Source organism: Mycobacterium nebraskense (assembly GCF_002102255.1).
Lineage (GTDB): Bacteria > Actinomycetota > Actinomycetes > Mycobacteriales > Mycobacteriaceae > Mycobacterium > Mycobacterium nebraskense.
Window position 1 is genome coordinate 1 of record NZ_LQPH01000130.1, and the last position, 5,332, is coordinate 5,332.

General features: G+C 68.0%; 6 protein-coding genes. 3 read left to right on the top strand and 3 right to left on the bottom strand.

Annotation, left to right across the window (positions count from 1 at the left end; translation table 11 throughout):
• Positions 1-149 precede the first annotated feature (149 nt).
• Positions 150-377: a hypothetical protein gene (locus AWC17_RS17545; protein WP_046186472.1), complete on the top strand. Its 228-nt coding sequence runs from the start codon at positions 150-152 to the stop codon at positions 375-377.
• Between the two features lie 67 nt (positions 378-444).
• A complete protein-coding gene (locus AWC17_RS17550) occupies positions 445-1,962 on the top strand; it encodes a glycosyltransferase family 39 protein (RefSeq protein WP_046186471.1) in 1,518 nt (505 codons plus the stop codon).
• Here the strand turns inward: AWC17_RS17550 and AWC17_RS17555 are convergent, their stop codons facing one another.
• A complete protein-coding gene (locus AWC17_RS17555) occupies positions 1,963-2,793 on the bottom strand; it encodes a glycoside hydrolase family 16 protein (RefSeq protein ID WP_046186470.1) in 831 nt (276 codons plus the stop codon).
• A gap of 152 nt (positions 2,794-2,945) precedes the next feature.
• Positions 2,946-3,965 carry an NADP-dependent oxidoreductase gene (locus tag AWC17_RS17560; RefSeq protein WP_046186474.1) on the bottom strand — a complete coding sequence of 340 codons (1,020 nt, stop codon included), beginning with the start codon at positions 3,963-3,965 and terminating at the stop codon, positions 2,946-2,948.
• A gap of 56 nt (positions 3,966-4,021) precedes the next feature.
• Here AWC17_RS17560 and AWC17_RS17565 point away from each other — a divergent pair, with 56 nt between their 5' ends.
• Positions 4,022-4,714 (top strand): DUF3060 domain-containing protein, encoded by a 693-nt coding sequence (locus tag AWC17_RS17565; RefSeq protein ID WP_046186469.1) that lies wholly within the window; start codon positions 4,022-4,024, stop codon positions 4,712-4,714.
• Positions 4,715-4,728: 14 nt separating this feature from the next.
• On the opposite strand, the gene AWC17_RS17570 is transcribed toward AWC17_RS17565, so the two are convergent.
• Positions 4,729-5,130: a hypothetical protein gene (locus AWC17_RS17570; protein ID WP_046186473.1), complete on the bottom strand. Its 402-nt coding sequence runs from the start codon at positions 5,128-5,130 to the stop codon at positions 4,729-4,731.
• Between the last annotated feature and the right edge of the window lie 202 nt (positions 5,131-5,332).

Below are 5,332 nucleotides of genomic sequence, written 5' to 3' on the forward strand. Positions count from 1 at the left end.
CCACCAACAAACAAGCGCGCACGTTTACGTGAGGCAACGAATCCGCCTTCGCGCGCATCTTGAAATGAGGCAACAGGGAGTTGCTCATTTTCGATCCCCCGCGCGGGCCGGTCGATATAGTCGGCTCAGCTACCAAGGGGAGGTCGGAGATGAAGATGGCTTGCGCCGCTGGCCTATTGGCGTTGGCCGGGCTGCTCACCACCGGGGTGGGCGTCGCGAGTGCCGACGAAATAGAGGTCGAAGGCAACTACTCGAGCCTGGCCGGTTGCGAGGCGGACGCCCCGAACGTCGAGATCACGCACAACGACCACCTGTACACCCATTGGGACTGCCGCCAGGGCTCCGACGGCTTCTGGCACGTCTGGTTGCTCAACTAGACCCGAAGGTAGTCGACCTGCGGCGGCGCTCGAGGGGTCCGAGGTCCGGTTCTGGCACCATAGCGACGTGCGGAACCCGCTTCGCCGCCCGACGGCCGCGCTAGACCCGCTGCTCGTCGGGGTGCTTGCCGTCGCGGTGAGCCTGGGCGGCGCGGGCCGCCCCTCGTTCTGGTACGACGAGGCCGCCACCATTTCGGCCGCATACAGTCGTTCCCTTGCCCAGTTGGCGCGGATGCTGGCCAATGTCGACGCCGTGCACGGCCTCTACTACCTGGTCATGCACGCCTGGTTTCAGGTCTTCCCGCCCACCGAGTTCTCGTCGCGGGTGCCGAGTGGGCTGGCCATCGGGGGCGCCGCCGCCGGAATAGTGGTGCTGGGCAAGCAATTCTCGTCGCGCACCGTCGCGGTGGCCTCCGGCGTCTTCTGCGCGGTTCTGCCCCGGACGACGTGGGCGGGCATCGAGGCCCGCCCCTATGCGCTGTCGATGATGGCCGCCGTGTGGCTGACGGTGTTGCTGGTGCGCGCCGCGCGCCGCGACACCGGTTGGCTGTGGGCGGCCTACGCCGTCGCCCTGGCCGCGTCGATCACGCTCGACGTCTATCTCACGCTGTTGGTCGCCGCGCACTTGACGCTCGTCGTCGTATCCCGTTGCACGCGAATGGTTGTGCTACGGTTCGCCGTCGCGGCGGCCGTGGGGGTCGCCGCCATGGTGCCGTTCCTGGTGACGGTCGCCGGGCAGGCGCATCAGATAGCCTGGATCGCCCCGATCGGTCGCCGGACGCTCGAAGACGTGGTGGTGCAACAGTATTTCGAGCGCAGTCCGCCGTTCGCCGTGCTGTCGGCGCTGGTGATCGCGGCGGCTATGGCGTTGTGGCTCAGCAGGTCCGCGCCCTTGGCGCGGGCCGACGGGCAACTGCTGGCCCTCGCGACCGCGTGGCTCGCCCTACCGACCGCGGCCATCCTGATCTACTCGGCGCTGGTGCACTCGATCTACACCCCGCGCTACATGTCGTTCACGGCGCCGGGAATGGCGCTGATCCTCGGCGTCTGCGCCGCCGCGGTGACCACCCGGCCCTGGCTGACTGCGGGCCTCGTCACCCTTTTCGCCGTCGCTGCCGCTCCGAATTACCTTCTGGCGCAGCGCAATCCGTATGCCAAGTACGGGATGGACTACAGCCAGGTGGCCGATCTGATCACCGCCCAGGCGACGCCGGGCGATTGCCTGCTGGTGAACGACACGGTGACGTTCATGCCCGCCCCGATGCGTCCGTTGATGGCGGCGCGCCCGGATGCCTATCGCAAACTGGTCGACCTCACCCTGTGGCAGCGCGCGACCGACCGCAACGACGTCTTCGACACCAATCTCATCCCCGAGGTCGTCGCGCAACCGTTGGGCCACTGCGGTGTGGTGTGGATCATCACCCAGGCCGACGCGTCACAACCGGCGCACGAGCAGGGCCCGGCGATCCCGCCCGGCCCGCGCTACGGGGTGACCCCCGCCTTCGCGGTGCCACACGACTTGGGCTTCCGGCTCGTCGAGCGCTGGCAGTTCAACCTGGTGCAGGTGCTCAAAGCGGAGCGATAGTCACCAGATACGGATGTAGTCGACCAGCATCGAGGCCGGGAAGACGCCCGCCGCAGGGTCGCCCGCGCCCACCCCGCCGACGGCGAGCGTGAACATGGGCGTCATCCAGTAGCCGGGATTGTTGAACGGCCAACGGAAGTCGTCGGGGGCGCCGCCGGCGACGTGGATGGGCTTGTTGGGGACCTTGAAGTACTCTGCCCCGTCCCGCGAGAATTCGAATCCCTCCTCGCCCCAATGCATTCGCCAGGTGTGCCAGTTGCCGTCGACCAATCCGGGAATCGATTTCCCTTCCCAGGTCTTCCCGTTGGACGCCGCGTGGACGGTGGTGCCCGGGGCCCACTGGCCGTTGCCGTACCACTCGAAGATGTCCACCTCGCCATCGGGCAGTGGATCCTCGTTGACGCCCCAGAACGACGGCCACAGGCCGGTGAAGAGGCAGTCCAGCTTGATCCGCGCTTCCCAGGTCTGGTTGATCATGCTGCGGAAGTTGCCGCGCAGCTTGCCGCTGTAATAGGTGTTGCTCAGCAGATCGTGGGTGGCGCACAGGACGAGGTTGGAGTGCCCGTCCTGGAACACGTTTTGGCGGTCGTCGCGATAGATCCCCACCACCGGCGGATACACGTCGTCCTGCCAGGTCTGGATCGTCCACTTGCCCGGATCCGGAGCAGAGCCCGCAGGCCCGTCGAACTCGTCGGCAAAGATGTACGGGCCGCCGGGCCCGGCCGCCGGAGGCGCCTCCGGCGCCGACGGGGTGGCCCAGGCACCCGGCAAGCGCATCGCGGCCCCGAGCATGCCGAGCCCCGACATCAACATCATGCTGCGACGGTCCATCTACAACCCCAATCGTGAAAGCCGTGTTCCGAACTAGCCCGATACCCCTAGGCAACTTTCGCAAACGGTGTTATGAAACCACGCGCCGGGGTGCCACGCATCCCACACCCGGCCCGTGGCGCCATGTTTCTGCGTGCTAAGTCCGAAGGCGCTCAACGGGAAGCCGGTTCACCGAGCTTGACCAGCGTCTTGCCGATGTTGACCCCGGTGAACAGGCCGTTGAGAGCGTCGACACACGACTCGATGCCGTCGAAGATGGTCTCCCGGTGCTTGAGCCGGCCCTCCGCCTCCCAGTGCCGCAACGCGGCGAACACCTCGTCGAAGCGCCCCCACTGGTCCAGGGCGTTGAAGCCCTGCATCAACGCGGTCTTCGACAGCAGGTTCACATAGTTGGCCGGCCCGGGATGCTCGCCGGTCAGGTAACTGGAAATGACGCCGCACAGGACGACCCGGGCGTGCGGGGCCAAGCGGCCCAGCACCGCGTCGAGGATCGGCCCGCCGACGTTGTCGAAGTACACGTCGACGCGTTGCGGGCAATGCCGCTTGAGCGCCGCCACGATGTCGTCGTTCTTGTAGTCGATGCACGCGTCGAACCCGAAGTCCTCGACCACCGCCCGGCACTTCTCCGGCCCGCCCGCGATGCCCACCACGCGGGCGCCGGCGATCTTGGCGATCTGTCCGGCGATGGATCCGGTGGCACCCGCGGCCGCCGAGACCACGACCGTCTCCCCGGCCTTCGGCCGGCCGATGTCGGTCATCCCGAAATAGGCGGTGGCGCCGGTCGGCCCGTACACCGACATGATCGCCAGCTGGTCGTCCTCGCCCGGGATAGGCGTGCTGAACAGGTCGTCGCGAATGATCGCGTACTCGGAGAAGCCGGTCAGCGTGGTGACGACGTCGCCGACGGCGTAGGCGTCGCAGCGCGACGCGACCACCTCGCCGATCCCGGCCGCGCGGATGACCTCGCCCAGCTGCACCGGCGGAAGGTAGCTGGGCTGGTCATCGAGCCACGTGCGGGCGGCGGCGTCGATCCCGACGTAGGTGGTGCGCAGCAGCGCCTCCCCCTCCGCGGGTTCGGGCGCCGTCGTCGTGACCAGCTCCGTGTCACCGGGCTGGACAAGCCCGGTGGGGCGGCGACGAAGGAGGACCTGACGGTTCGGCAACTCGGGCACGATGCAGAAACTACCGAACCGGCCGAAATCACCCACGCGAATGGCATATTCATCCCATGGCAGCAAACGACGACCCCGAGGATCGGATCCGGGAACTCGAGCGCCCGCTCGCCGAGACGGCGCGGGCGTCCGAAGTGGGTAGCGCGCAGCCCACCGGCCAGGCTTACCCGCCCGGCCCGCCACTGACCCCGCCACCGGCTCCGTGGTCCTATGGCGGTCCATTTCCCGGACCACCCCCGCAACGCCCCTCAGGCAACCGCATGTGGTGGATCCTGGGCACCATCACCGTCGTCGGCGTGGTGGCGCTCGCGGCGGGCATCGCCGCGTTCGCGGCACACCAGCTCTCCGGTGTCCGCTCCATCATCAGCTCCCCGCCGACGATCTCCGGACCGTTCGGTCCGCCGTCGAGCAGCACGAGCAGCCCCGCCCCGTCGACCACCCGGACCAGAACGACCACGCCGTCGACGTCACCGGCCCCGCCGCGGGGCTCCAAGCTCAGCGTCTCCGGGATCGGCGAGAACCGCGAGATCGCCTGCAACGACAACATCGTCAGCGTCAGCGGGGTGTCGAACACCGTGGTGATCAGCGGCCACTGCACAAGCATCACCGTGTCGGGCGTGCAGAACGAGATCACCGTCGACGCCGTCGACAGCATCGAAGCCTCCGGCTTCAACAACAAGGTCACCTACCACTCGGGCACGCCGAAGGTCAGCAACTCCGGTGGTTCGAACGCCGTCCAGCAGGGCTGAGGCCGGCGACGTCGTTACGACGGCTCGCCGGATTCGTCGTCGGGCGAATCGTCGTCGAGGACGCTGACCGCGATGCCGTACGGCAGGAACCGCACCTTGCGCTTGGGGTCGACGTTGTCCTTGTTGGCGCGCAGCGCGTCGAGCTCTGTCGCATAAACCTGTTCGACGTGCGCGCCGCCGTCGACGTCCACCGTGTAGATGGCCCAGACGCCGTCTCCCGCCTCACCGGCGGTCTCGGGCTCCGGGCGGGGGCGCCGCGACAGGTCTTCGAAGAACGTCGACCACCCGGGCCGGGCTCCGGGAGCCGCGACAAACTTGCTCACCCGCTCGAACACGTCGCGCAGTCCCTCGCTGCCCTCGCGGATCATTCGATCGAATTCGTCGGGATCAAACCCGAACGCACCGTATTCGCCCACGCGGACCTCCTCGCCGCTCATGCCGTCACCGCCCAGTGTGCGCGCAGTCGCGGTCGGGCGCCACGTCCCTACGGCCCCGGCGGGGGAGCCGGCGGCGGCGGTGGGGTGATGGGAATCGGCACCGTGACGAACGGGAAATGCAGGTACATCGTCACCGGCGGCTGTGCGGGCGCGGCCGGCGGCGATGTACCTGCATTTCCCC

Bases quoted from the DNA above. Each gene is read 5' to 3' on its own strand.
- AWC17_RS17555 (WP_046186470.1), bottom strand. From the start codon at position 2,793: ATGGACCGTCGCAGCATGATGTTGATGTCGGGGCTCGGCATGCTCGGG.
- AWC17_RS17545 (WP_046186472.1), top strand. From the start codon at position 150: ATGAAGATGGCTTGCGCCGCTGGCCTATTGGCGTTGGCCGGGCTGCTC.
- AWC17_RS17565 (WP_046186469.1), top strand. From the start codon at position 4,022: ATGGCAGCAAACGACGACCCCGAGGATCGGATCCGGGAACTCGAGCGC.